Source organism: Novosphingobium sp. FKTRR1 (genome assembly GCF_020404405.1).
GTDB lineage: Bacteria > Pseudomonadota > Alphaproteobacteria > Sphingomonadales > Sphingomonadaceae > Novosphingobium.
The window spans coordinates 110,912-134,233 of record NZ_JAIZDA010000010.1; the positions used below are offsets into that span (position 1 = coordinate 110,912).

The 23,322-nt window shown below is 65.5% G+C and carries 25 protein-coding genes and 1 tRNA gene; all 26 read right to left on the bottom strand.

What is annotated here, in order from left to right:
• Positions 1–41: 41 nt before the first annotated feature.
• The gene (locus tag LDN95_RS11645) at positions 42–1,922 is read right to left on the bottom strand and encodes a potassium transporter Kup (RefSeq protein ID WP_226017879.1); all 1,881 of its coding nucleotides are present in this window, start codon (positions 1,920–1,922) and stop codon (positions 42–44) included.
• A 262-nt stretch (positions 1,923–2,184) separates the two neighbouring features.
• Entirely contained in the window at positions 2,185–2,928 is a 744-nt protein-coding gene (locus LDN95_RS11650) for a tetratricopeptide repeat protein (protein WP_226017846.1), read from the bottom strand.
• Positions 2,925–3,338: a cytochrome c-type biogenesis protein CcmH gene (locus tag LDN95_RS11655; protein ID WP_370631683.1), complete on the bottom strand. Its 414-nt coding sequence runs from the start codon at positions 3,336–3,338 to the stop codon at positions 2,925–2,927. The genes LDN95_RS11650 and LDN95_RS11655 overlap by 4 nt, the downstream gene beginning before the upstream one ends.
• Positions 3,339–3,376: 38 nt before the next feature.
• A complete protein-coding gene (locus tag LDN95_RS11660) occupies positions 3,377–3,952 on the bottom strand; it encodes a DsbE family thiol:disulfide interchange protein (protein WP_226017847.1) in 576 nt (191 codons plus the stop codon).
• Positions 3,953–3,975: 23 nt separating this feature from the next.
• Positions 3,976–5,925, bottom strand: a complete 1,950-nt coding sequence (locus LDN95_RS11665) for a heme lyase CcmF/NrfE family subunit (protein WP_226017848.1) — start codon at positions 5,923–5,925, stop codon at positions 3,976–3,978.
• Between the two features lie 12 nt (positions 5,926–5,937).
• Positions 5,938–6,420 (bottom strand): cytochrome c maturation protein CcmE, encoded by a 483-nt coding sequence (gene ccmE, locus LDN95_RS11670; RefSeq protein WP_226017849.1) that lies wholly within the window; start codon positions 6,418–6,420, stop codon positions 5,938–5,940.
• Entirely contained in the window at positions 6,417–6,560 is a 144-nt protein-coding gene (locus tag LDN95_RS11675; RefSeq protein WP_226017850.1) for a hypothetical protein, read from the bottom strand. The genes ccmE and LDN95_RS11675 overlap by 4 nt, the downstream gene beginning before the upstream one ends.
• Positions 6,561–6,572: 12 nt before the next feature.
• On the bottom strand, positions 6,573–7,301 hold the full coding sequence (gene ccmC / locus LDN95_RS11680; protein WP_226017851.1) for a heme ABC transporter permease CcmC: 729 nt from the start codon (positions 7,299–7,301) through the stop codon (positions 6,573–6,575).
• Positions 7,302–7,463: 162 nt separating this feature from the next.
• Positions 7,464–8,555, bottom strand: coding sequence for a Glu/Leu/Phe/Val dehydrogenase dimerization domain-containing protein (locus tag LDN95_RS11685; protein WP_226017852.1), 1,092 nt, complete (start codon positions 8,553–8,555; stop codon positions 7,464–7,466).
• Positions 8,556–8,581: 26 nt separating this feature from the next.
• A tRNA-His gene (locus LDN95_RS11690) sits at positions 8,582–8,658 on the bottom strand.
• Positions 8,659–8,786: 128 nt separating this feature from the next.
• The gene (gene gspK, locus LDN95_RS11695) at positions 8,787–9,818 is read right to left on the bottom strand and encodes a type II secretion system minor pseudopilin GspK (RefSeq protein WP_226017853.1); all 1,032 of its coding nucleotides are present in this window, start codon (positions 9,816–9,818) and stop codon (positions 8,787–8,789) included.
• Positions 9,815–10,408 (bottom strand): type II secretion system minor pseudopilin GspJ, encoded by a 594-nt coding sequence (gspJ, locus tag LDN95_RS11700; RefSeq protein WP_226017854.1) that lies wholly within the window; start codon positions 10,406–10,408, stop codon positions 9,815–9,817. The genes gspK and gspJ overlap by 4 nt, the downstream gene beginning before the upstream one ends.
• A complete protein-coding gene (gene gspI, locus LDN95_RS11705; RefSeq protein WP_226017855.1) occupies positions 10,405–10,806 on the bottom strand; it encodes a type II secretion system minor pseudopilin GspI in 402 nt (133 codons plus the stop codon). Before gspI ends, gspJ begins: the two co-directional genes overlap by 4 nt.
• Positions 10,796–11,287, bottom strand: coding sequence for a GspH/FimT family pseudopilin (locus LDN95_RS11710; protein WP_226017856.1), 492 nt, complete (start codon positions 11,285–11,287; stop codon positions 10,796–10,798). The genes gspI and LDN95_RS11710 overlap by 11 nt, the downstream gene beginning before the upstream one ends.
• A gap of 158 nt (positions 11,288–11,445) precedes the next feature.
• Positions 11,446–11,670, bottom strand: a complete 225-nt coding sequence (gene rpmE, locus LDN95_RS11715) for a 50S ribosomal protein L31 (protein WP_226017857.1) — start codon at positions 11,668–11,670, stop codon at positions 11,446–11,448.
• A 189-nt stretch (positions 11,671–11,859) separates the two neighbouring features.
• Complete coding sequence (fabZ, locus tag LDN95_RS11720) at positions 11,860–12,333, bottom strand: 3-hydroxyacyl-ACP dehydratase FabZ (RefSeq protein ID WP_226017858.1); 474 nt, start codon at positions 12,331–12,333, stop codon at positions 11,860–11,862.
• 26 nt (positions 12,334–12,359) lie between these two features.
• Positions 12,360–13,088 carry an OmpH family outer membrane protein gene (locus LDN95_RS11725; protein ID WP_226017859.1) on the bottom strand — a complete coding sequence of 243 codons (729 nt, stop codon included), beginning with the start codon at positions 13,086–13,088 and terminating at the stop codon, positions 12,360–12,362.
• The gene (gene bamA / locus LDN95_RS11730; protein WP_226017860.1) at positions 13,088–15,799 is read right to left on the bottom strand and encodes an outer membrane protein assembly factor BamA; all 2,712 of its coding nucleotides are present in this window, start codon (positions 15,797–15,799) and stop codon (positions 13,088–13,090) included. The genes LDN95_RS11725 and bamA overlap by 1 nt, the downstream gene beginning before the upstream one ends.
• Positions 15,800–16,071: 272 nt before the next feature.
• Positions 16,072–17,163 carry an RIP metalloprotease RseP gene (gene rseP, locus LDN95_RS11735; protein ID WP_226017881.1) on the bottom strand — a complete coding sequence of 364 codons (1,092 nt, stop codon included), beginning with the start codon at positions 17,161–17,163 and terminating at the stop codon, positions 16,072–16,074.
• Positions 17,164–17,192: 29 nt separating this feature from the next.
• The gene (locus LDN95_RS11740) at positions 17,193–18,350 is read right to left on the bottom strand and encodes a 1-deoxy-D-xylulose-5-phosphate reductoisomerase (protein ID WP_226017861.1); all 1,158 of its coding nucleotides are present in this window, start codon (positions 18,348–18,350) and stop codon (positions 17,193–17,195) included.
• A 29-nt stretch (positions 18,351–18,379) separates the two neighbouring features.
• The gene (locus tag LDN95_RS11745) at positions 18,380–19,123 is read right to left on the bottom strand and encodes a phosphatidate cytidylyltransferase (RefSeq protein ID WP_226017862.1); all 744 of its coding nucleotides are present in this window, start codon (positions 19,121–19,123) and stop codon (positions 18,380–18,382) included.
• On the bottom strand, positions 19,110–19,754 hold the full coding sequence (gene uppS / locus LDN95_RS11750; RefSeq protein WP_255630872.1) for a polyprenyl diphosphate synthase: 645 nt from the start codon (positions 19,752–19,754) through the stop codon (positions 19,110–19,112). The genes LDN95_RS11745 and uppS overlap by 14 nt, the downstream gene beginning before the upstream one ends.
• An 80-nt stretch (positions 19,755–19,834) precedes the next feature.
• Complete coding sequence (frr, locus tag LDN95_RS11755; protein WP_226017864.1) at positions 19,835–20,392, bottom strand: ribosome recycling factor; 558 nt, start codon at positions 20,390–20,392, stop codon at positions 19,835–19,837.
• Positions 20,393–20,395: 3 nt separating this feature from the next.
• Positions 20,396–21,118: a UMP kinase gene (gene pyrH, locus LDN95_RS11760; protein WP_226017865.1), complete on the bottom strand. Its 723-nt coding sequence runs from the start codon at positions 21,116–21,118 to the stop codon at positions 20,396–20,398.
• 194 nt (positions 21,119–21,312) lie between these two features.
• Complete coding sequence (gene tsf / locus LDN95_RS11765; RefSeq protein WP_226017866.1) at positions 21,313–22,257, bottom strand: translation elongation factor Ts; 945 nt, start codon at positions 22,255–22,257, stop codon at positions 21,313–21,315.
• Positions 22,258–22,398: 141 nt separating this feature from the next.
• Positions 22,399–23,154 carry a 30S ribosomal protein S2 gene (rpsB, locus tag LDN95_RS11770; RefSeq protein WP_226017867.1) on the bottom strand — a complete coding sequence of 252 codons (756 nt, stop codon included), beginning with the start codon at positions 23,152–23,154 and terminating at the stop codon, positions 22,399–22,401.
• Positions 23,155–23,322: the final 168 nt, after the last annotated feature.

Here is a 23,322-nt window from a genome sequence, read left to right on the forward strand (position 1 = left end):
TTGCCGCGTTCCCAAAAGCCCGATGGCAGCACCGGCCAAGCTCAGATCTTCATCTGGCTGCCCAGTTCGACCACGCGGTTGGTCGGCAGTTTGAAGAACACCATGGCGCTGGTCGCGTTGCGCAGCATCCATGAGAACAGTTTTTCGCGCCAGATTGCCATGCCCGGCGTGTCCGATGGCAGCAGCGTCTGGCGCGACAGGAAGAAGCTGGTGCGCATCATGTCGAACGGTGCGCCGCACATCGCCACATCGCGCAGGGCAAGCGGCACGTCGGTATCCTCAAGGAAGCCGAAGCGCAGCGTCAGGCGGTAGAAGCCATTGCCGAAATCCTTGACCAGCGCACGCTTGGCCGGATCGACTGCGGGCATGTCCTCGATCTGCACGGTCATGATGACCACGCGTTCGTGCAACACCTTGTTGTGCTTGATGTTGTGCAGCAGCGCCGAGGGAACGCCGGTCATGCTCGAAGCCATGAACACCGCCGTGCCGGGCACCCGCGTGGCGCTGGAATGCGCGGACTTGGTGAACACCTCCAGCGGCAGCGCGGCCGAAGCCATGTGCGCGCGCATCAACTGGCGGCCCCGGCTCCACGTGGTCAGCAGCGTGAAGATGGCCAGCCCCATCAGCAACGGCACCCAGCCGCCTTCGGGGATTTTGGTCAGGTTTGCGCCGAGGTAGCCCGCGTCGATGAAGAAGAACAGGCCGAGCAGCGGCACCGCCACAATCGGCTTCCACTGCCACAGCCGCAGCAGCACGACCGCCAGCAACACGTTGTCGATCAGCATCGCGCCGGTCACCGCGATGCCATAAGTCGCGGTCAGGTTGGACGAGCTCTTGAACACCAGCACCAGCAGAATGACCGCGACCATCAGCGTCGAATTGATCATCGGGATGAAGATTTGCCCCGCTGCCGCGCTGGTGTGGCGGATCGCCATGCGCGGCACCAGACCAAGCTGGATTGCCTGCTGCGTCACCGAGAACGTGCCCGAGATGACCGCCTGGCTGGCGATGATCGCGGCCAGGCTGGCGATCACCAGCAACGGCCACTGGAACCATTGCGGGGCCAGATAGAAGAACGGGCTGGCCTTGGCTGCAGGCGTACTTAGCAGCAGCGCCGCCTGCCCCAGATAGTTGAGCACCAGCGCCGGCAAGACCAGAAAAGCCCAGCCCAGCCGGATCGGCTTGCGCCCGAAATGGCCCATGTCGGCATAGAGCGCCTCAGCCCCGGTCACCGCCAGCACGGCCGCGCCCATCGCCACGAACCCGCGCCACGGATCGGCGGTGAACATCGCCACGGCATGCAGCGGATTGAGCGCGCCGATCACTTGCGGTTGGTTGGCGATGCCGGCCAGCCCCAGTCCGGCGATGGTCAGGAAATAGACCAGCATGATCGGGCCGAAGAACGCCGCCACGCGCTCGGTCCCGCGCGCCTGAAACAGGAACAGCCCGATCAGGATCAGCACCACCAGCGGCACGACCGCCACATGCAGTTCGGGCTGATAGACCGCGATACCCTCGATCGCGCCGAGCACCGAAATCGCCGGAGTGATCATGGCATCGCCATAGAACAGCGCCGTGGCGAACACGCCTAGCAGTACCACGCCCTTGCCCCAGCGACGCCCCGCGCCTTGCTGGTTGATCAGCGCCAGCAGCGCCAGACTGCCGCCTTCGCCCTTGTTGTCGGCACGCATCATCACGGTCAGGTACTTGAGCGTCACGATGATCATCATCGACCAGAACATCAGGCTGACGATGCCGAAGATGTGCAGCCGGTCGAGCGGCAGCGGATGATGCCCGGCAAACGTGTCGCGCATGGCGTAAAGCGGGCTGGTGCCGATATCGCCGAACACCACGCCCAGCGCACCGATCGCCAGCTTGGGCAGGCCACTGGAACGCTCGGCCACGCCCGCGCTCGTCGGCATGCCCCCGGCGCCACGAAGCGCGGCACTTTGCGGTGCAGATTCCGGAAGGGAACTGTCAGACATGGGAAACTTTCAAGCCACGTGCCCCCCGGGCCGGTGTCGCGGACGCCTTTGCCGCGATGCCGGCATTATCAGGCCGGCGCGCGCCCTTAGCACCGCCCGAAAGACGCTGCAACGCCCTCGCTTGGTGGCCCTTCCGGGATGAAACGGCATGGCATGGCAAGTGTTCCGCAATCGACGCCATGGCGCCGTTTGCAGGCATTCACTGGCCGGTCGCAGATGGCGAAGGCGCTTGCGATGGCGTCGGAGCCGCTTGCGATGGCGTCGGAGCCGCTTGCGATGGCGTCGGAGCCGCTTGCTGCGGAGCCGACTCGGACTGCCCGGCAGCAGCAGCCAGCAACTGGTCGATCCGCGCCAGCCGGGCCTGCAGATCTTCACGATAGGGCGCGTCGGCCGGCGCACGACGCAGCAGGTCGGCCCAGGTGGCGCGGGCTTCGGGCAAGCGGCCGGATTGCGCCAAAGCCAACCCCATGAAAAACGGCGGCCCCGGATGATCGGGCGCGATCTTGGCCGCCTTGGCAAACGCGAATTGCGCAGCCGGGGTGATCAGCCCGTCCGAATGGCCGACCAGCGTGTTGCCCAGCGCCACCCACAAGTCCGCGTCCTTGGGCTCTTGCGCCACGGCCTTGCCCAGAATGTCGGATGCGGCGCGATACTGGCCCTCGCGGGTCAGCGCATCGGCAAGGATCAGCCAGCTACGCCCCTTGCCGAATTTGTCGCCCATCGCCTGCCGCTGGGTCAACAGCGTGGCATCGGCCGCCTTCTGGCTTTCGGCCGCCGGTTTGGGCGCTCCGGCAAGACCGGGATGGCCCTGCAACGCATAGCCCGCCACGCCGAACAGCAGCGCGGCCCCGGTGATCTCCCAGCCGACGCGCGGCAAGCGCAAGCCGAAGGCCAGCACACCGAACACAACGAGCACGATGCCCAGAATCAGCAGCCAGGTCATGCGCGATCTCCCTTGCGGAACCGACCGCGCAGCAACAGCGCCGCCAACGCTAGAAACACCACCGGGGCGCCGAACAGCGGCCAGGTGATCGGCTTCACTTGCGGAGTATAGCTGACATAGTCGCCATAGCGTTCGATCAGCCAGCCGCGAATCGCCTCGGGATCCTCACCCGCCGCAATCCGCATGCGCACCTGATGACGCATGTCACCGGCCATCGGTGCGTCCGAATCGGCAATCGACTGGCTCTGACACTTAAGACAGCGCAGCGTTTCCATCAGCGCCTGCGCCTTGGCCTCTTGCTGCGGATCGGCCAGTTGCTTGTAGGCATAGGGCGCGGGCGGCAGCGAATCCTGCGCCTGAGCGGACTGGGCAAACGGCAGCGCCACGGCAAACAGCAGCGCCGCAACGATCTGGACAACGATCTGGGGAACTATCTGGATAGGGCGCCTCACGATGCAGCCTCCGCCAGTTTTTGCAGGATCAACGGCACATCTTGCGGCTGGATCGCGCCGATGTGCTGATACCGGATCACGCCCTTGGCATCGACCACGAACGTTTCGGGCACACCCGACGACCCGATCGCCAGTTGCACCTGACTTACATCATCCTTGCCAATGCGGACAAACGGATTGCCGTTGGTGGCAAGGAACCGCGCCAGATCATCCTTGCGGTCGCGAATGGCGACACCGTCGATCTCGACGCCAAGCTGGGCCAGTTGCGCCAGTTGCGGCGATTCGACCGCGCACGGCACACACCAGCTGGCAAAGACGTTGAGCAGGCGCGGCTTCTTGCCAGCCTTGAACTCGGCAGTCGACAGGCCCGGACGATCGGCGCTGGCGGGCGGCAAGTCAAACGCTGGCAACGGCTTGTCGATGAACGCGCTCACCACTTCGCGATCGGCAGGACGGACCAGTCCATAGACCACGAGCGCGAGGAACCCGCCGAACAGGATCAGTGGCAGCCACAGCGCAAGGCCGGGCTTGCGGGGCTTGGGAGCCGGGGGAGGCGTGACGGTCTGGTTCATAAGCCCATCCTTCTCGGCCATCCTCAGCGACCCTGCCTGTGGCGGCGGTAGGCGATCTTGTCGGTGGCGATCAGGCGGCGCACATCAGCAGCCACCCGCCCCAGCAGCGCCAGCAAGCCACCCAGCGCGATCAGCGCGCCGCCGTACCAGATCATCGGCACGAAAGGCTTCCACCAGAAGCGCATCTGCCAGCGGCCGTCCTCGCCCTCTTCGCCCAGCACCGCGTAAAGCTGGCCGTTCCAGCGCGTTTTCAGCGCGGATTCGGTGCGGTTGCCCGGTGGGCTGGCGAATGTGCGCGCCTGCGGGTGCAGGATCATGGGCGCTGCCCCGCCATAGCGCGCCTCGACCGTGGCTTCGAGCGCGGTCCAGTTGGGTCCGGCAACCGGCGCCATGCCGGTCAGCGTCACCGTGTATGGCCCCACCTGCTGGCTGTCGCCGGGGTTCATCGCGGCCAGCCGCTCGGTCGAAAAGGCGCTCTCGCTGGCCATGCCGAACAGCGCCACCGCCACGCCGAAGTGGGCGATGACCATGCCCCAGATCGGCAGCGGCGTGCGGGCCAGATTACGCCCGCGCAACGGCAGCCAACTCGCCACGCCAAGCCCCGCCGCAATGCCGATGCCGAGCGCGGGCAGAATGCCGATGCCCTTGGCAAAGGCTTCCACACCCGCAAACACAAGCACCGCCAGAAGCGCGCAGACCGCGACTGGCGCGCTGACCCGCCCGGCCTTGTCCTGCCGCCAGCGCAGCAACGGCCCGACCATCAGCACCGCCAGCATCGGCAGCACGAAGATCGCCGAAACCGGGTTGAAATAGGGCGGCCCGACCGAAACCTTTACCCCGAACGCTTCGGTCAGCAGCGGGTAAAGCGTGCCCAGCAGCACGATCCCCAGCACGCCGCACAGCATCACGTTGTTGAACACCAGCGCGGCTTCGCGGCTGACGAAGCTGAACCGCGCGCCTTCGGTCACCGTGCTGGCGCGCAGGCCGAACAGCAGCAGCGCGCCGCCGATGTAAATCGCCAGCAGCGCAAGGATGAAGCCGCCGCGCGTCGGGTCCACCGCAAAGGCATGGACCGAAGTCAGGATGCCCGAGCGGACCAGAAAGGTGCCGACCATCGACATCGAGAACGCCACCACGCCCAGCATCACCGTCCACGCGCGCAAGGCATTGCGGCTGGCCAGCACCGATACCGAATGCAGCAGCGCCGTCGCCGCCAGCCAAGGCATCAGCGAGGCATTCTCCACCGGATCCCAGAACCACCAGCCGCCCCAGCCGAGCGTGTAGTACGCCCAGTACGATCCGGCCGTGATGCCCAGAGTCAGGAACACCCAGGCGCCCAGCACCCACGGACGCATCGCGCGGGCAAAGGCCGGGCCGACATCGCGGGTGACCAGCGCGCCGATGGCAAAGCTGAACGCGATCGAAAGCCCGACATAACCGACGTAAAGCGTCGGCGGATGGAACGCGAGGCCGATGTCCTGCAACAGCGGATTGAGCCCGTTGCCATCGGCGGGAGGCTCGGCCAGCCGGGCGAACGGGTTCGAAGCCAGCAGCAGGAACGCATAGAAACCAAGACTGACAAAGGCTTGGCCTGCCAGCGTGGCGATCAGCGTATCCTCGCGCAGCCGCTTTTCGATCAGCGCCACAAATCCCCCGGCCACGCTCATGATCGTGACCCACAGCAGCATCGAGCCTTCGTGATTGCCCCATGTTCCCGCCAGCTTGAAGATGAACGGCTTGGCCGAATGGCTGTTTTCAGCCACCAGCTTGACCGACAGGTCGGTGGTCAGGAACAAGTCGATCAGCGCCATGAACGAGACCAGCACCAGCACGCCCTGCATCACTGCCACCGGACGGATGATCCCGGCAAGTTGCGCACCTTGCGGCCGCAGCGCCAGCACGCCCGCGATCAATTGCAACGCGGCCAGCGCCGCAGCCATCCACAGCAGGGCAAGGCCCAGTTCAGCAATCATGGGGTCTCGCGATCATTTGGTTTGCGCCACAACTTGCCGGGCTTGCGCCGTGGTCATGTTCTTCATTTCGCGCGGAACGTACTTTTCATCGTGCTTGGCCAGCAGGTTGTCGGCAACGAAGGTGGTGCCCTCCATCCGCCCTTCGGCCACCACGCCCGATCCTTCTACGAACAGGTCGGGGGTGATGCCGGTAAAGCGCACCGGCACCCGCGCCTTGCCATCGCCGACGATGAAACGGATCGTCACGCCATCGGGCTGCGTCTTGATCGAGCCCTTTTCGACCATCCCGCCAAGCCGCACCGCGCGCCCGGCCTCGGGCGGGCTGGCGACAAGATCGGCGGGCAGATAGAAATACGAGGCCTGTTTGCTCAAAGCATAGGCAGCCAGCAGCCCCGCGCCGATCAGCGCGACCAGCGCGAACACCAGCAGCACCAGTCGCTGGTGCTTGGCCTTGATCCCGCCCGAACGGCCGGGGCTTGCATTGGTGGCGCTCATTTGCGTTTCTTGACCTCGTCACGCCGGCGTTCGGCGCGCTGCATCGCCCACAGACTCAACCCCACCAGCACGACCATGCCCAGCGCACCGATGGTCAGCGCGGCATAGACGTAGTGCCATTGATCGAGCCGTTCGTGCATCGTGTTCGCCCGTTACCCCAACGCCTTGCGGCGCAGGCGGGCCTCGGTCTGGATATCGGCCAGCAGCATCCGCATCCGCGCGATCACCACGCCGCCGAACACCAGCGAAAAACCCAGCGCCGCGATCAGCAGCGGCCACAGGAAGGTGCCGTCGATCGCCGACTTGCCCATGGTGATCGAGGGCGGCTGGTGCAGGCTGTTCCACCACACCACCGAACGGTTGATGATCGGAATGTTGATCGCGCCGACCAGGCCGAAGATCGCGGTCACGCGCCCCGCGCCGCTGCCCGCTGCGGCATCCTTTTGCGCCGCATCGGCCAGTGCGATATAGCCGAAATAAAGGAACAGCAGGATCAGGAAACTGGTCAACCGCCCGTCCCACACCCACCAAGTGCCCCATGTCGGCCGCGCCCAGATCGACCCGGTGGCAAGGCAGATGGCGGTGAACACCGCGCCCGGCACGGCGGCTGCGCGCGCGGCGATCCCGGCCAGCGGATGACGCCAGACAAGTTCGACCACGCTTGAGATCGCGATGGTCGACCAGCCTGCCATGCCCAGCCAGGCCGACGGCACGTGGATGAACAGGATACGCACCGTATCGCCCATCAGGCGATCGGGCGGGACCATGAACAGGCCCCACGCCACAGCGCCGAACGACAACAGCAATCCGGGCACCAGCAGCGTCGGCAACAGCCAGCGCGCCATGCGCAAGAACCGGGCAGGATTGGCAAAACCGTGCATGACCGCCGAAAGACGTCGAATCCTCTGGCCGACGGAAAGGGGTGCCGCCGGGCGCAGCGCCGCTCTGCCACCCCCGCGCCCGCGCGGCAAGGGCCTAGACGGGGCAAAACCGGGGCAAAGGCAGTGTGCTTTGGTCTGAAATGCGCCTTCCCGCGCGTCGGATCAGGCCCGGCCGATCAACCGCGCGGCCATCCGGTCGGCCACGAGGCCCGGCGTTTCGCCGCTGCCCACGCTTTCCTGCCAGATGGCGCGCAACCGATCGGGAATGGCCGCAATCAACCGCTCCACTTGCGCCGGATCGGGCGCGATGCCACGTTGCCGCGCGTCATATTCCACGCCGATCGCCATCATCCCGCCCGCGTTGATCACATAATCGGGCGCAAGCAACACCCCGCGCGCCTGCAGCGCCTGCGCCTCGGCCGGGCTGGCCAACTGGTTGTTGGCTCCACCCGCCACGATCGGGGCCTGCATGGCGGCGACGGCCTGCGCATCGATCACGCCGCCCAAGGCGCAAGGGCACAGCACATCGCAAGGCAGCGCCATGATGTCGGTGGCAGGCACTTCATCGGCCCCGATGCTGGCGGCCAACGCCTGCGCCTTGGCCCGATCGCGCCCCGCCAGCGTTACCCGCGCGCCCCGTTCCACCAGCAACCGCGCGGTGGCCATGCCGACCGCCCCGACGCCCTGAACCGCCACATGCAGCCCCGCCAGCGAGGTGCGGCCCATTTTCCACTCCACCGCCGCCGCAATTCCCGCGACAAGGCCCTTGGCCGTCCATGGTCCGGGTTGACCGATAGCGCCGGGCAAGCCTGACAGAAAGCGGGTGCGCCCGGCCATCGCGACCATGTCGTCGAGCGTCATGCCAGCATCCTGCGCGGTCACATAGCGCCCGCCAAGCGCTTCCACCGCATCGGCAAAGGCTTCTACCATCGCCCCGGTCTTAACCGGTGCAGTCTTGGCCGATACAGTCTTGGCCGACCCAAAGGTGGCTGGATGGTCGGGCAGCAGCATAACCGCCTTGCCCCCGCCCAGCGGCAGCCCGGCCATGGCGTTCTTGAAACTCATCGCGCGCGACAGCCGCAGCGCATCGGCCACGCCCGCTGCCGTGTCGACATATGTTCCGGCGCGCACGCCGCCCGCAGCGGGCCCGCAATGAGTCGAATGAATCGCAATGATTGCCGACAAGCCGCTGGCTCGGTCATGCACGAACTGGATGAGTTCGTGCGCATCGAAGTCAGGCAGCAAACTGTCCATGCATTTCCCGCCAATCCGGGGAAAAATGGGGCGATCGAGGGGGTTCGAACCCCCGACCTCCGGTACCACAAACCGGCGCTCTAACCAACTGAGCTACGATCGCCACACACCCTGCAATCAGGGTCAGCAACGGCCACGGAAAGACCTTGGCGTTGCGAGACGCGCGCTTTTGCAGAAAGGCGACAAAATGAAAAGCGAAAATTGCATCAATCGCCATCCGGACCGCGCCGCTCAGCGACTTTCCTCGTCTCCCCAGCGACGCATCACCACGTGCGGACGCTCTGAACCGGCATCGATCAGACTCTCCACATCGAGCCGCAACGAACCAGCCGCGACGTTCTGCCTCAATGCGTACCACCGACTGCGCACCCGCAACTGTCCAGGCGGAACAGTCAGACCCTCAGCCACCGGTCCGGTGGCCAGCTTGGGACCGGACGCGGCCGACAGCCCCGCCCCGAATGCGCGCAGCACCGGTTCGCTGTTTTCCCAGCCATCGGGCGGCCGCGCGGCCAGCAGCGCCTGTGCCCGCGCCAATGGCATGGCGGCAGGCGCAAGCATGGTCAGCAACGGTGCCTGATCGGGGCGCAAGGTGTTGACATTGATTGGCGAAAGTTCCGTTTCCGGCAGCGCGCACAGCCATGGCCGCAACCGCTGGTAGAGTTGCGGCGTCATCCCCTTTACCGCGCGCAGCTCGCTAAGATCGGCGATCATCCGCCCGGCGGTGCGATAGGCGACCGACTGGCGCAGATACCAGCCATCTTCCGCGCCATTGGGTGCGGGCGAATCGTCGCTATCGATCCAGTCTGCCATGGCATCGCTTAGCGGAAACGATTCGCCGGGCGGAATCGCCAGCGATGCCATCAACGCGCGCAATTGCCGCAGCGCCAAAAGCCGGGTCGAATACCCTTCGCTTGGTCCGGGTTCGACCAGCGAATTGACGTTGAAGCAATTTCCCGCGTCGTCCAGCCTTGCGGTGATCCGCGCCCGCCCCAGCGCGGTCATCGTATCGCGGCCAAGTACCCCGGAACGCTCAACGGTCCGCGCCGCATCGGCTGTCACCAACGCGCGCACATGCACCAGCCCGAGTTGTTCGCCGCCCGCCATTGCCAGTCGCGCCTCACCCATCGCTTGCGCATTCACCGCGAGCCGGGTGGCCAGGTTGAGCCGATCGAGCATGATCGAGGCGATCACCGCCATGACCGCGACCAGCAGCAACACCGCGAGCAGCGCTGCGCCGGTGTCACGTTCGAAACGCCCGTTCACGGAACGCCGGGCCCGACAGGAGTGACGACGCGCAACGGCACTTGCCCCGCCTTGAACGGAAGCAGGATCTCGACCGCAACCGGCAAATCGGTCGGCCCGGTTGGTTGCCAGGTGGCACGCCATCGCCCGTCGCCCATGCGCCAGCGTATCGTCGGCGCTGCGCGCAGCGCCAGCAACGCCGCGCCCTGATCCTGTGCAGCGCCATCCAGATAAGGATAACCTGTCCGCACCAGCGACCGGCCATCCCAGCGGTATTCGACCTTTTGCAGCGAAGCGCGCGGGGCGGCATCGGGGTTGTCCCAGCCCCCGCGCGTCAAACGCAGCAGCACCGCCCCGGTCGACTCCAGCGCGGGATGGACAATGCCACTCTGATCGCGCGATGGGCGCGCCGCCGCCTGCGCCAGATCGGCTGTCCAGATCGCCAGAAAGCGACGGCGTTCGGCAATGGCAGCGGTGCGTTGGCGGCTGACCTGTTCGGCATCGACGCTAAAGCGCAGCAACAGCAGGCCACTGCTTGCCAGCATGGCGAAAATGCTGAGCGCCACAAGCATTTCGACCAGCGTGAAGCCGTTGACCGGTCGGCTGATCATGGCGCATCGCCACGGCGGATGAACTCAAGCGTCGTTGCAGGCGCCCCCCTGCCAGGAGCCGCATCCTGCACCACAAACCGCACTTTCAGCAAAGCGCCATCGTCCAGCCGCGCGACGGATCGTTGCCACGCAAAACGGTGACCGGCGTTGGTTACGGCGCCGTCGGCAACCCCGACCGGCGGCGGAAGGGGATCGGACTGCGCCTCTGCGACAAGGTTATGGGCCACCACCTCGCGCAAGAAGCGCTGGTCAAGATCGGCCGTCTGTCCGAGCGAGAGACCTTCCAGCCGCTCCAGCGCCAATGCGGCAATGGCAAACACGGCAAGCGCCACCATCAGTTCAAGCAGCGTAAAGCCGCTGTCCACGCCTTTGCAGCCGGGGGTGCGGTCAACGCGCATCGGCCATGACCCTTCCATCGCGGGTAACGCGCACCGTCGCCTGCGCATGGCCGTGCACCAACCGCATGGTCGCATCGGTATCGGCAAGCCCAAGCACGTCGAACACAACGCGCGACGGCGTTGCGGCGTGACGTGCGTCCGGCCCTGCTGTTGCGGCCTGCAAGGTGGTGCCGGACCGCCACCGTGTCAGCCCCCGTCGATCGCTGGCTAGCGGCGCCCAGCTTGCTTGCGTGCGTTGCTCAAGCGCGTAACCAGCGGGACCGACCACCAGTGCCACCGGCCGTGCGGATGTAACGGCGAGATCGCGCGCGGCGCTGGCCCGCGCCACCAATCGGTCGACCTCCTGCCGCAGCGACGCGTCGTCGCCCGGCAGTGCGATGGCCGCAACGCCCGCCAGCAAGGCCATGATGAACAGCACCGCCAGCATCTCGACCAGCGAGAAGCCCGAATGACGCAAACGCGAGGGATGCAAGGCGATCACGCCCGAATGTTAGGCGATCCGCAAAGGCTGTGAACCGACGGAAGCGTCCGAAACCGCGCAATTCGGGCGGCAATCCGGATGCCCCAACGAAAAGGGGCGGCACATGGCCGCCCCCGATCCGTCTCGAACGAGAAGGATGCGTACTGACTGTTCGCCAGTTACTTCTTGAGCGAAAGCCCACCGAAGCGCTTGTTGAACTGGGCAACGCGGCCGCCCTGATCCAACTGGCGGGTACCGCCGGTCCACGCCGGGTGCGAGGTGGGATCGATTTCGAGCGTCATCGTGTCGCCTTCCTTGCCCCAGGTGGAGCGGGTCTCGAACACGGTGCCGTCGGTCATCTGCACCTTGATGAAGTGGTAGTCGGGGTGGATCTTGGGCTTCATGGCTTCTGGCTCCTGAGTGCCGCCGGTTCCGACCGGAAGCAGGGAATCTGGAAAGGCGCGCGCATAAGCGAATGTGGCGGCGTTGTCGAGATGAGTCTTTGCCGCATGCGCCCTTGGCGTCCGCCAAGGGCTTGGGGGAGCGGGCCGGTGCCGCAAGGAAGGGCCCCTTGAGCCCTTCCCCTCACGATCTCAACTATCGGCAATCATCGCGGTGAAGCTGCATTCGGTGGCGATCTTGTCGCCCAGCATGGCCTTTGCGGCGAACTTGCACACGCGCGACCGCTTTTGCGTGAAGCTGACGTGCAGGTCGAGCAGGCAGCCGGGCAAGACCGGGGTGCGGAACTTCGCTTCCTCGATCGCCATGAAATAGACCAGCTTGCCCGACCCGGCGAGGCCGAGCGATTCGACGGCGAGCACGCCCGCCGCCTGCGCCAGCGCCTCGATCTGCAAGACACCCGGCATGATCGGGCGACCGGGGAAGTGACCCTGAAAGAACTGTTCGTTCATCGACACGGCCTTGATCGCGTGGATGCGCTCGTTCAGCACGAGTTCTGCCACCCGATCGACCAGCAACAAGGGATAGCGATGCGGCAGCGCCGCCATCACCTTGACGATATCGTAGTCGAGCGGGGCCGCAGCCCCGCCAGTCGTTTCTTCAGCCATGCCCCAAGCCCCGGTGCCCGTTACGCTTACCGGCCTTCGACCGGCTTCTTGCCGGGCTTGGCCGCAGCAGCGGCGGGCGCGGCAGGCGCTGCGCCACCCTGAGCGGCAGCGGCGGCAGCCTGCTTGGCCTGTGCTTCGCGCTGGGCGCGCGGCAGCCAGCCAGCGGGCGGCACGATGGCGGCGCTGGGGATGATCGCGTTGAGTTCGGTCAGCACGTCCTGATTCAGGTTATAGACCTGATCGGCCTTGAGCACGCTCTGCGCGTCGATCACGACAGTGACTTTGCGCTTGGCCATGGCTTGACCCATCGCCTGATCGAGCTTGTCCTGAATCTGTTCGAGCACGAACTGCTGGGCAACGTTGATCGGTTCGACCAGACCCTGAATCTCGCGCTCACCGGCCTGCTCGATCTCCTGGATCTGGGCATACTGCTGCTGCAGCGCGGTGCGGTTGGCGTTGGGGGCCTTCGAATCAGCATCCAGCTTTTCGTACAGCGGCTTCAACTGCGCGGTGATCTGCGCCTTGCGGGTGTTGGCCTGATCGATTTGCGCCTTGTACGCGCCGGGGATCTGCCCGATCGCGGTCTTGAACGCGTTCGAGTTCTGCACGATCGCGGGCTGGTTGGCGATGGCGATGCCCGAAGCGACGATGCCGCCGGGAGTCGTCTGACCAGCGGCGGTCTGGGCCTGCGCCTGCGGAGCGACAGACAGGATGAGGCCAGCGGCAAGCGCGGCCGAAGTGCTTGCAAGTTTCATCAGAACTGGGTTCCCACGTTGAAAGTAAACGATTTTGGTTTGTCGCCTTCAACCTTTGACAGGTTCTTGGCAAAGTCGATGCGGAACGGCCCGAACGGCGAGTTCCAGTTGACGCCGATGCCGACCGAGATACGCGGCTTGGGACTATCGCCCAGGAACACCTCGTCGAACTTCTGGATCACCGTGTTCGGCTTGCCGTTCGATGCGGTGGGCGAGGTCGTGGTGCTGCCGGTCACGGCGTCCTGATACAACAGGGTGGTGCCCGAAGTCGTCGGGTGGGCGATGCCGAACACGGCACCCGCATCCATGAAGATCGACGGCCGCAAGCCCAGTTCGCGCGCGCCCGAACCCAGCGGAATTTCCAGTTCGGCATGGCCAAGGTAGTAATACCGGCCGCCGATGGCGTCATCGGCCCACTGGTTGCGATCGGTCGTCTGCGTGCCGCCGGTGCCAGTGGTCGTGTCGAAGCCGGTGTAATACTTGCGCAGCACGCGCGGGCCGACGGCGCGGATGTCGAAGCCGCGGATCTGCGGTTCGCCAAGGAAGAAGCGGTCGGTCAGGCGCACGTCATCGATGCTGGGGTCGGTCGACCGGCTCGACAGCGCCTTGATCGCGCCGCCTTCACCGCGCAGCGAGAACACGAAGCCCTTGCCAACCGGGAAGTACCGCGCCGCGTTGGCGGTGATGCGGGCATAGCGCACCGACCCGCCAAGACCGGCGACATCGGCGCCCAGCACGAACGACACACCCTTGGTCGGGCGCATGCGGTTGTCGAGCGTGTCATAGACCAGCGAGGTGCCGATCATCGAGCTGACCCGCTTGCCGATGGCATCGCACAGGTAGCGCCCGGCCAGATAGATCGAGCACTGGCCGTTGAGGTAGTAGGTCGCCTGATCGAGCGTCACGTTGTCGAGGTTGAGCGTGTAGCGCCCGATCAACGAGACGTATTCGCTGAGCGGCACACCCGCGCGCACCTGAAAACCGGTGGTCGACTGCTTGTAAGTCGTGTTGCGGTTCGAGTTGTAGTAGTTGAAGCTGTTGTAATCGCGGCGATAGACATCCACGCCCAGCGACACGTTCTTGTCAAACACGTAAGGCTCGGTGAAGCTGACCTGCACCGACTTGCTGTAGCGCGACACGTCGCCCGACAGGCCGATGGTCTGGCCGCGTCCACGGAAGTTGTTCTGCTGGATCGAGGCCTGGAAGATGAAGCTTTCAAGGCTGGAGAAGCCCGCCGAAAGCTGCAACTGGCCGGTCGGCTTTTCCTCGACGTTGGCTTCGAGCAGGATGCGGTCGTTGGCCGCGCCCGGCTTCTGCTCGATCTCGAACTTTTCCTGGAAGTAACCCAGCGACTTGATGCGGTTGGACGAGCGCTTGATCTGGAACGAGTTGAACGCGTCGCCCTCGGCCAGACGGAATTCGCGGCGCACGACCTTGTCCTGCGTCAGCGTGTTGCCGTTCACGTCGACCCGCTCGACATAGACGCGCGGCGCCTCAGCCATGCGGAAGGTGACCGACATCGTCAGGTCATCCTTGTTGCGGTTGAAGTCGGGCCGCACGTCGGCAAAGGCATAGCCGAAGCTGCCGACCGTTTCGGTCAGTGAATCAACCGTGTCCTCGACCAGCTTGGCGTTGTACCAGTCGTTCTTGTGCAGCGGCAGGCGCGCGGCCAGCTTCTCGCCGTCGAAGTCGCGCAACTGGCTTTCGACCTTCACGTCGCCGAACTTGTAGCGCTTGCCCTCTTCCACCACGTAGGTGATGATGAAGTCGCGCTTGTCCGGCGTCAGTTCGGCCACCGCCGACACCACGCGGAAATCGGCATAGCCCTTGGTCAGATAGAACTGGCGCAGCTTCTGCTGGTCGAACGCCAGCCGGTCAGGATCGTAGCTGGTGCCCGACGAGAACACGCGGAAAATGCGCGACTGCTTGGTCACCATCTCGCTGCGCAACTGGCCGTCCTTGAACGTCTCGTTGCCGATGATGTTGATCTGGCGGACCTTGGACTTGGGCCCCTCGGTGATCTCGAACACGATGTCGACGCGGTTCTGGTCGAGCATGACCATCTTCGGTTCGACCGACGCGGCAAAGCGGCCCTGCCGCTTATACAGCTCGATGATGCGCGCAACGTCGGCGCGTACCTTTGACCGGGTGAAGATCTGCCGCGCCGCCAGCTTGATTTCGGGCAGGATCTTGTCTTCCTTCAGGCGCTTGTTGCCTTCCAGAATGATGCGGTTGACGACCGGGTTTTCCTTGACCGAAATGCTTACCGCGCCATCGACGTTGCGCAGTTGCACGTCGGTGAACAGTTCGGTGGCGTACAGATCCTTGAGCACCTGGTCGGCGCTCGACTGGCTGTACACGTCGCCCACGCGCATGCGGATGTACGACAGGATCGTGTCGGATTCGAGCCGCTGCGCGCCCTCGATGGTGATCGAGCGGATCGCCACGGCGGGGGCCGCCGGAGCGCTTTGCACAGGCGCAGGCGCTGCGGCAACAGGCTTGGCCGGCTCATCGAGCGAGATCGGCACGGCCTTGCCACGCTTCTGCGGCTTGGGCGGCTTCGGCGCCTTGGCTGCCGCTTCTGCGCCAGTACCTGCCACCTGCGCCAGAACCGGTGCCGAAACAAGGCTGGTCGAGGCCAGCAGAACGGCCGCAGTCACGACCAAGCGCGTTGCGTTGCGTGCAGTCAGGCCCGTGTTCGCTGCAATCATCACCAAAGCGCCATCCCGTCAAATCGTGCAACCGGCCCGTGGCCCGGCGCACCCGTGTGAAACCAGGGCAAGCAGCCACGCACAGGCATGTTGCTGCCCTCTGCCCGATGCCGAAGCGACACGCAAGCAAGCTTGCTCGTCGTATGGCCCGGCTACTGCTTTTGTGCCCCGCAATGTTCTGAAATTTTTCGCGCCCGCCCCAATCCTTGTACCGGACCCGAAAGTGAACCCACGTCCGAACCCGCCATCAACCCTAACGGACCACGGTGCCGTTACCCTCCGAACAGCCGCAAAGATGCCACATCGTTGAACGTGACAAAAACCATCAGGCCCAGCACGAGCGCCAGCCCGGTGCGGAAAGCCCATTCGTGGCCGCGACGCCCGACCGGCTTGCGACGGATCGCCTCGACCGCATAGAACGCCAGATGACCGCCATCGAGCACCGGAATTGGCAAGAGGTTGATGAACCCCAAGTTAATCGAGATCAGCGCCACGAACCAGGCATAGCTCTGCCAGCCCGAGGCAAGCTGCTCGCCCGAATACTTGGCGATCTTGATCGGCCCGCCCAGTTCCTTGACGTCGCGCTTGCCGGTCACGATCTGGCCGATGCCACCCACCATCATCCCGATGATGTCGCCGGTCTGGTGCACCGCTTCGGCCACCGCGCCGACCGGGCCGACCGCCACGCGCTCGATGCTGGCAGGGCCGATGCCCAGGAAGCCGATCTTCTGGGTGTTGCCGAACCGATCCGAAACCTCACGCGCGGCGGCGACCGCCGGGATGGACAGCCGTTGCCCGGCCCTCTCGACCACCAGATCGAGCGGCTCACCGGGGTTTTGCGATACCTGCATGCGGATGGTCAGGAAGCTGTCGATCGGAGCGCCGCGCAGCGACACCACGCGGTCGCCCAGCTTGAGCCCGGCTTTCTCGGCCACCGAGCCCGACTGGATCATGCCGATCACCGGCGGGATCACCGCCTTGCCATAGGCGAGCGCGAACCCGGCGAGGATCAGCACCGCCAGCAGCAGGTTGGTCACCGGCCCGGCCAGCACGATCAGCGCGCGCTGCCACAGTGGCTTGGCCTGAAAGGTGCGGTTGCGCTCGTCAGCAGGCAGCGACAGCCATTCGGGGTTGGGCTGGCTGGCGGGATTCATGTCCCCGGCAAACTGGACATAGCCACCCAGCGGCAGCACCGACAGCTTCCAGCGGGTGCCGCGCTTGTCGGTCCAGCCGGCCAGTTCCTTGCCGAAACCGATCGAAAAGCTGTCAGCCTTTACCCCGAACAGGCGCCCGACCAGATAGTGGCCCAGCTCGTGAATGAATACCAAGGGCCCCAGCACGAGCGCGAAGCCCACGATGGTCATCAGCAATCCCGGCGAATGTATTTCGGGCGTCAACGGACAGGCTCCATCGTTTCGCGCGCCCGGATGCGCGCCTCCCGATCGACCGCGATCACCTCGTCCAGCGAGGCGGGCGGCGGGGGAGACATGCATCCTAGCACGTCCTGCGCACATTGCACGATCCGCGTGAACCCAATCTGTCCGGCAAGGAAGGCGGCGACCGCTATCTCGTTGGCAGCATTGAGCACCGCGGGTGCAGCGCCGCCAGCCGCCGCCGCCTGTCGCGCCAGCAGGGTGGCGGGAAAGCGCACTTCGTCGGGCTGGCGGAAGGTCAGTTCACCGATGGCGGCCAGATCGAGCGGATCGCACGGTGTATCCATGCGCGCGGGCCAGGCCAGCGCCGAAGCGATCGGCACCCGCATGTCCGAAGGGCCAAGCTGCGCGAGCGTCGATCCGTCGCGGTATTCGACCATCGAATGGACCACCGACTGCGGGTGCACGATGATGCGCAGCCGCTCCACTCCCACCGGGAACAGATGAAACGCCTCGATGAACTCCAGCCCCTTGTTCATCATCGTGGCCGAATCGACGCTGATCTTGGCGCCCATCGACCAGTTGGGATGCTTGACCGCCTCGGCCGGGGTTGCCGCGTGCAGCCGGTCGAGCGGCCAGTCGCGGAACGGCCCGCCGCTTGCCGTCAGCGTGATCCAGCGGACGTCGGCCGGATCGTTCCCGGCAAGGCACTGGAAGATCGCGTTGTGTTCGCTGTCGACCGGCAGCAGCGTGGCGCCCGAGCGCGCGACGGCGGCGGTCATCACCTCGCCTGCCGAGACCAGCGCCTCCTTGTTGGCCAGCGCCACCACTTTGCCGCACTCGATCGCCGCCATCGTCGGAGCAAGACCCGCGCAACCGACGATCGCCGCGACGGTGATGTCGGCCCCGCGCGCTGCGGCCTCGACCAGCGCCGCCTCGCCCGCCGCCGCCTCGATCCCGCTGCCGGCCAGCGCATCGCGCAAGGCGGCAAGGCAGCTTTCGTCGGCCACCACCGCCACTTCGGCCCCGAATTCACGCGCCAGCGCGGCCAGTTCGGCCGCCTGACAGTTTGCCGTCAAGGCGACCACATGGAACGCCTCACGATTGCGCCGGACAAGATCGAGCGTCGATGTCCCGATCGATCCGGTTGCGCCAAGGATGGTAAGCGAACGCGCCATCAGCCGATCCTGTCCTGCAAAGCGGGCTCTTACTGGCCCAGCGCCTGGCTGAGCGCCCACGCCGTACCCGCGATGATGGCGACAGGAAGCAGCCCGTCAACCCTGTCGAACACGCCGCCGTGGCCCGGGATCAGACGCGAGGAGTCCTTCACCCCGGCCCGGCGCTTCAACCAGCTTTCGTAAAAGTCCCCGGCTTGCGCCACCACGGCAAGCCCTGCCCCGATCAGCGTGGCGATGCCGACGTTCACGGTGCGCAAGGCTTCGCCAAGACTGGGGCCGTTCGGGCCGATGGCCGAGATCAGATAACCCCCGCCCAGTGCGACCACGCCCGCCCAGATTCCGGCGGCGGCCATGCCGCCTGCCAGCCCCGACCAGGTCTTGGACGGGCTGATCGAGGGCGCGATCTTCGGTCCACCCAGCGCGCGCCCGGTGAAATAGGCGCCGGTATCGGTGGCGATCACCAGTCCGACCACCGCGATCAGCAGCGGCACCGGCATCACCACCAGCGCGAACGCCGCCCATCCGACATAGAACGCGCCGCTGACGACCCCGGCCACCATCCGCGCCGGATCGGGTGCGATCTTCGCCACCAGCCGCACGTATTCGACGAAAACCGCAAACCCGGCGAGCGCGATGAAGGCGGTCAGCACCAGCCCCCCGCGCCATACCGCAAAGCCTGCGAGCGCCAGCATGACCACCGCCGACGCCACGCGCACCGGCAAGTCGCTGCGCTTGGGCCCGGCGGGCCCGGTCTGGGGTTCAGCGTCCGCCAAAACGACGATCCCGGCGCACGAATTCGTCCAGCGCCTCGGTCAGGTGTTGCGGGCCGAAATCGGGCCACAGCACGTCGAGGAACAGCATTTCGGCATAAGCGGCCTGCCACAGCAGAAAGTTCGACAACCGCACTTCGCCCGAGGTGCGGATCAGCAGGTCGAGCGGCGGCATGTCGGCGGTGTCGAGTTCGGCGGCGATCGTGTCGATCGTGATCGCGCCCTTGGCCGCGGCGCGCGCGGCGGCGCGGGCGATCTCGTCCTGCGCGCCATAGTTGAGCGCGACGGCCAGCGTCGTGCCGCGATTGTCCGCCGTGCGGGCCAGCGCGCCTTCGATCAGTTCGATCACGTCGGGGGCAAAGGCGCTGTAATCGCCGATGATCTTCAACCGCACTCCGGCCTCGGCAAATTCGTCGAGGTCGGTGATGATGAAGCGCTTCATCAGCCCCATCAGCGAGGAGACCTCATCCTCGGGCCGCGCCCAGTTCTCGGTGGAAAAGGCGTAAAGCGTCAGCGCTTCAAGCCCCATCTCGCGTGCGGCACGCACGGTGCGGCGCACCGCCTCCACCCCGCGCTGGTGTCCCAGCGCGCGGGGCAAGTGGCGCTTCTTGGCCCAGCGGCCATTGCCGTCCATGATGATGGCGACATGCCGGGCGCCGTGACCCGTGCCCGAGCCATGGCCCTTCGTCCGCTCACCTTGAGCCTGTCGAAGGGTCACTTGCCGAGGATTTCCTTTTCCTTCTCGGTGGCGACTTCGTCCGCCGCCTTGATCAGTTCGTCGGTCAGCTTCTGCAATTCGGTTTCCGACCGCTTGCGATCGTCTTCCGAGATTTCCTTCTTGTTTTCATCGGCCTTGAGCGCGTCCATCCCGTCACGTCGCACGTTGCGGATCGCAATGCGCGCCTTTTCGGCATACTGGCTGGCCAGCTTGGCCAGTTCCTTGCGGCGCTCCTCGGTCAGATCGGGGATCGGCAGACGCAAGTTGTTGCCATCGTTGATCGGGTTCAGGCCCAGCCCTGCCGAACGGATCGCCTTTTCCACCACGCCGACATTGGTGCGGTCCCACACCTGCACCGACAGCAAGCGCGGTTCGGGCGCGGACACGGTGGCCAACTGGTTGAGCGGCATGCGCGCGCCATAGACTTCGACCGTGATCGGATCGAGCAGCGCGGTGTTGGCGCGGCCGGTGCGCAGGCCCGACAGATCACCACGCAGCGATTCGACGGCGCCCCGCATGCGGCGTTCGAGATCGGCCTTGTCATACTTGGCCATGGCTCAGTTTCCTTTTTGCACGATGGTCTGCGTGCCCTGCCCCGCCAGCACCCGGGCCAGATTGCCCTGCTCGCGGATCGAGAACACGACGATGGGAATGGCATTGTCGCGGCACAGCGCCACGGCCGAAGCGTCCATCACCTTGAGGTCTTCGGCCAGCACGGTGCCATAATCGATGGTGTCATAGCGGACGGCGGCCGGATCCTTCTTGGGATCGGCGTTGTAGACGCCATCGACGCTGGTGCCCTTGAGCAGCGCATCGCAGCGCATTTCGGCAGCGCGCAATGCGGCGCCTGAATCGGTAGTGAAGTAGGGCGCGCCGACGCCAGCGGCAAAGATCACCACGCGCCCTTTTTCCAGATGGCGTTCGGCGCGGCGGCGGATCACCGGCTCGCACACCTGATCCATCTGCACGGCAGACTGGACGCGGGTCTCGACGCCCAGCTTTTCAAGCGCGGACTGCATCGCCAGCGCATTCATCACCGTGGCCAGCATGCCCATGTAGTCGGCTTGCGCACGATCCATGCCCTTGGCAGCACCGGCCATGCCGCGAAAGATGTTCCCACCACCGATGACGAGGCAGATCTGCAGCCCGGTTTCCTTGGCCGCCTTGACCTCGGCGGCCAGGCTGGCGACGAAATCGGTGTCGATGCCGAAGGACTGGTTGCCCATCAACACCTCGCCCGAAAGCTTGAGCAGGATACGTTTGAACCTGGGCAATGCCATGATGCGGTCTGTTCCGTCTCGATTGGGGGCTGGCCCGCTTTAGGCGCGGGTTCGTGGAATGCAAGGGGGGCTTGGCGATCGCACCCCGCCTTTGCGCGCGGCCCGGTTGCAAAAAGGGGGCGCGACCACTGGCCGCACCCCCGATTTGCGATTGCGCCCACGCCGCCGGTCAGGCCGCGTGGACCGCGCGTTGCTTACTTGAGGCCGGCAGCCGCAGCCACTTCGGCGGCAAAGTCAGTCTCTTCCTTCTCGATGCCTTCGCCGAGCTGGAAGCGGACATAGTCGACCAGCGCGATCTTGGCGCCGGCCGCCTTGCCAGCGGCATCGACGACCTGCTGGATCGGGGTCTTGTTGTCCATCACGAACACCTGCGAAAGCAGCGCGTTTTCCTTGGCATACTTGGCCACGGCGCCATCGGCGCGCTTGGCAAGGATGTCCTCGGGGATCTGCTTGCCGCTCTTGGCCGCTTCCTCGACCGCCTTTTCCAAGGCGATCTTGCGTTCGCGTTCCAGCACGGTCGGATCGAGATCCTCAACCGACAGCGCCTGCGGGAAGGCGGCGGCGATGTGCATCGCGATCTGCTTGCCCAGCGGTTCGAGCACGTCGGCACCGGCTTCGGATTCGAGCGCGACCAGCACGCCGATCTTGCCCAGGTTCGTCGCGGCGGCGTTGTGCACATAAGGCACCACGATGCCGGCGTTGACCGACACGTGCTTGAGGCGACGCAGCTGCTGGTTTTCACCGATGGTGGCAACGTTGTTGGTCAGCTTTTCGCTGACGGTGCCGCCGTCGGGATAAGCGGCAGCCTTCAGCGCTTCGATGTCCGCAGCAGCGGTTTCCAGCGCGACTTCGGTAGCCTTGCGCACGAAGTCCTGGAACTGCTCGTTCTTGGCAACGAAGTCGGTTTCCGAGTTGACCTCGACAGCGACGCCCTTGGTGCCCGAAACGGCCACGCCGACCAGCCCTTCGGCGGCGGTGCGGCTCGACTTCTTGGCGGCAGCGGCCAGACCCTTGGCGCGCAGTGCGTCGACCGCAGCTTCAAAATCGCCAGCGGCCTCGTCGAGCGCCTTCTTGCAGTCCATCATGCCGGCGCCAGTGCGCTCGCGCAGGTTCTTCACGTCAGCGGCGGTATAAGCCATCGCGTTTGTCCTCTTGTCTGAAACGGAGCGGCCGCGGCAGCACGCCATGGTGCCCTCGCCGCGGCCAATATTCGCAAACCGGGACAGAACCGTGACGAACCCGGTGGGCCCAAGTCACGGTTTCTGTCCGGTTGTCAGGCTTCAGCCTTCGAGCGCTTCTTCGTGAAGCGGCTCAGCCAGCGAGCCCAGGTCGGCGCCCGAAGCGATCGCGGCATCGCGGCCGCCGCGCGTGGCGGCAGCAGCCACCGCATCGCAGTACAGACGGATGGCGCGGCTGGCGTCGTCGTTCGCCGGGATCGGGAACGCAATACCTTCGGGGCTGACGTTCGAGTCAAGGATCGCCACGACCGGAATGCCGAGCACGTTGGCTTCCTTGATCGCCAGTTCTTCCTTGTTGGCGTCGATCACGAACATCACGTCCGGGATGCCGCCCATGTCGCGGATGCCGCCCAGCGAGGCTTCGAACTTGTCGCGTTCGCGCGTCAGCTGAAGGACTTCCTTCTTGGTCAGGCCAGTGGTGTCGCCCGAAAGCTGCTCTTCCAGCGCCTTGAAGCGCTTGATCGAGCCCGAGATCGTCTTCCAGTTGGTGAGCATGCCGCCCAGCCAGCGGTGGTTGACGAAGTGCTGACCCGAAGCGCGTGCGGCCTGGGCGATCGGTTCCTGCGCCTGGCGCTTGGTACCGACGAACAGCACCTTGCCACCGGCCTGCACGGTTGCCGAAATGAATTCCAGCGAGCGCGCGAACAGCGGCACGGTCTGCGACAGGTCGAGGATGTGGATGCCGTTGCGGGCGCCGAAGATGTACGGCTTCATCCGCGGGTTCCAGCGGTGGGTCTGGTGGCCGAAGTGGGCACCGGCTTCGATGAGCTGTTGAATCGTGACGACGGGAGCCGCCATAGGGTATTCCTTTCCGGTTTCACCTCCGGGAAGCGCAGGACCGTGGCGGAGGAACCCGCCTGCGGCACCGGTGTGCGTGCTTCCCGTGTGGATTTGCCGAACGTCACAAGCCGGGCGGAATGCCCGAATCGCCATTCGACAGAGCGCGCCCCTAGCCCAAACGAATCA

Excerpts from the sequence above, each read along its gene's own strand:
- LDN95_RS11645 (WP_226017879.1), bottom strand. The coding sequence starts at position 1,922 with ATGCCGACGAGCGCGGGCGTGGCCGAGCGTTCCAGTGGCCTGCCCAAG.
- LDN95_RS11650 (WP_226017846.1), bottom strand. The coding sequence starts at position 2,928 with ATGACCTGGCTGCTGATTCTGGGCATCGTGCTCGTTGTGTTCGGTGTG.
- LDN95_RS11660 (WP_226017847.1), bottom strand. The coding sequence starts at position 3,952 with ATGAACCAGACCGTCACGCCTCCCCCGGCTCCCAAGCCCCGCAAGCCC.
- LDN95_RS11665 (WP_226017848.1), bottom strand. The coding sequence starts at position 5,925 with ATGATTGCTGAACTGGGCCTTGCCCTGCTGTGGATGGCTGCGGCGCTG.
- ccmE (WP_226017849.1), bottom strand. The coding sequence starts at position 6,420 with ATGAGCGCCACCAATGCAAGCCCCGGCCGTTCGGGCGGGATCAAGGCC.
- LDN95_RS11675 (WP_226017850.1), bottom strand. The coding sequence starts at position 6,560 with ATGCACGAACGGCTCGATCAATGGCACTACGTCTATGCCGCGCTGACC.
- ccmC (WP_226017851.1), bottom strand. The coding sequence starts at position 7,301 with ATGCACGGTTTTGCCAATCCTGCCCGGTTCTTGCGCATGGCGCGCTGG.
- LDN95_RS11685 (WP_226017852.1), bottom strand. The coding sequence starts at position 8,555 with ATGGACAGTTTGCTGCCTGACTTCGATGCGCACGAACTCATCCAGTTC.
- gspJ (WP_226017854.1), bottom strand. The coding sequence starts at position 10,408 with ATGATCAGCCGACCGGTCAACGGCTTCACGCTGGTCGAAATGCTTGTG.
- gspI (WP_226017855.1), bottom strand. The coding sequence starts at position 10,806 with ATGCGCGTTGACCGCACCCCCGGCTGCAAAGGCGTGGACAGCGGCTTT.
- rpmE (WP_226017857.1), bottom strand. The coding sequence starts at position 11,670 with ATGAAGCCCAAGATCCACCCCGACTACCACTTCATCAAGGTGCAGATG.
- fabZ (WP_226017858.1), bottom strand. The coding sequence starts at position 12,333 with ATGGCTGAAGAAACGACTGGCGGGGCTGCGGCCCCGCTCGACTACGAT.
- LDN95_RS11725 (WP_226017859.1), bottom strand. The coding sequence starts at position 13,088 with ATGAAACTTGCAAGCACTTCGGCCGCGCTTGCCGCTGGCCTCATCCTG.
- bamA (WP_226017860.1), bottom strand. The coding sequence starts at position 15,799 with ATGATTGCAGCGAACACGGGCCTGACTGCACGCAACGCAACGCGCTTG.
- rseP (WP_226017881.1), bottom strand. The coding sequence starts at position 17,163 with ATGACCATCGTGGGCTTCGCGCTCGTGCTGGGGCCCTTGGTATTCATT.
- LDN95_RS11740 (WP_226017861.1), bottom strand. The coding sequence starts at position 18,350 with ATGGCGCGTTCGCTTACCATCCTTGGCGCAACCGGATCGATCGGGACA.
- uppS (WP_255630872.1), bottom strand. The coding sequence starts at position 19,754 with ATGGACGGCAATGGCCGCTGGGCCAAGAAGCGCCACTTGCCCCGCGCG.
- frr (WP_226017864.1), bottom strand. The coding sequence starts at position 20,392 with ATGGCCAAGTATGACAAGGCCGATCTCGAACGCCGCATGCGGGGCGCC.
- pyrH (WP_226017865.1), bottom strand. The coding sequence starts at position 21,118 with ATGGCATTGCCCAGGTTCAAACGTATCCTGCTCAAGCTTTCGGGCGAG.
- tsf (WP_226017866.1), bottom strand. The coding sequence starts at position 22,257 with ATGGCTTATACCGCCGCTGACGTGAAGAACCTGCGCGAGCGCACTGGC.
- rpsB (WP_226017867.1), bottom strand. The coding sequence starts at position 23,154 with ATGGCGGCTCCCGTCGTCACGATTCAACAGCTCATCGAAGCCGGTGCC.